This is a genomic window from Streptococcus sp. AM43-2AT, from assembly GCF_003603405.1.
GTDB lineage: Bacteria > Bacillota > Bacilli > Lactobacillales > Streptococcaceae > Streptococcus > Streptococcus ilei.
The window spans coordinates 1-374 of the sequence record NZ_QTND01000011.1 but is presented as its reverse complement, the minus strand read 5'-3'; the positions used below and the strand labels follow the sequence as shown (position 1 = coordinate 374).

Annotated in this window: 1 protein-coding gene; it reads right to left on the bottom strand. The window is 41.7% G+C overall.

What is annotated here, in order from left to right:
• The coding region (locus DW930_RS10625; RefSeq protein WP_243635773.1) for a MucBP domain-containing protein at positions 1–374 on the bottom strand (374 nt) is incomplete at both ends.

The following is a 374-nucleotide window of genomic DNA, read 5'->3' as shown; positions in this document are numbered from 1 at the left end:
GGTACGATCTTATAGGTCTTACCATCTGGTGTCTTGATAGTATTCGGTTTTTCACCTTCCTCAGTAGTGTTATATGGTGTGTCATACGGTGAGTTTGGTGTATCTTGACGAGGTTTTTCGATTTCCTTACCATTTTCATCTACGTAAGTGATGATGACTTCACCCTTCTTAGGTTCAGCTGGGGTTTCCTTCAGTTTGTATACATAAGTGACATTATTATCACCTTCGATCACTTTACCAGTTGTTGGGTCTGTTGACTTCAAGTGACCTTGGTCATCCACTTCACCTACTGTGTAGTTACCTGCTGGAACCAATTCATAGGTCTTGCCTTCGAATTCAATCTCTTGTGGACGGTTGTCTACAACTGTGTCGTA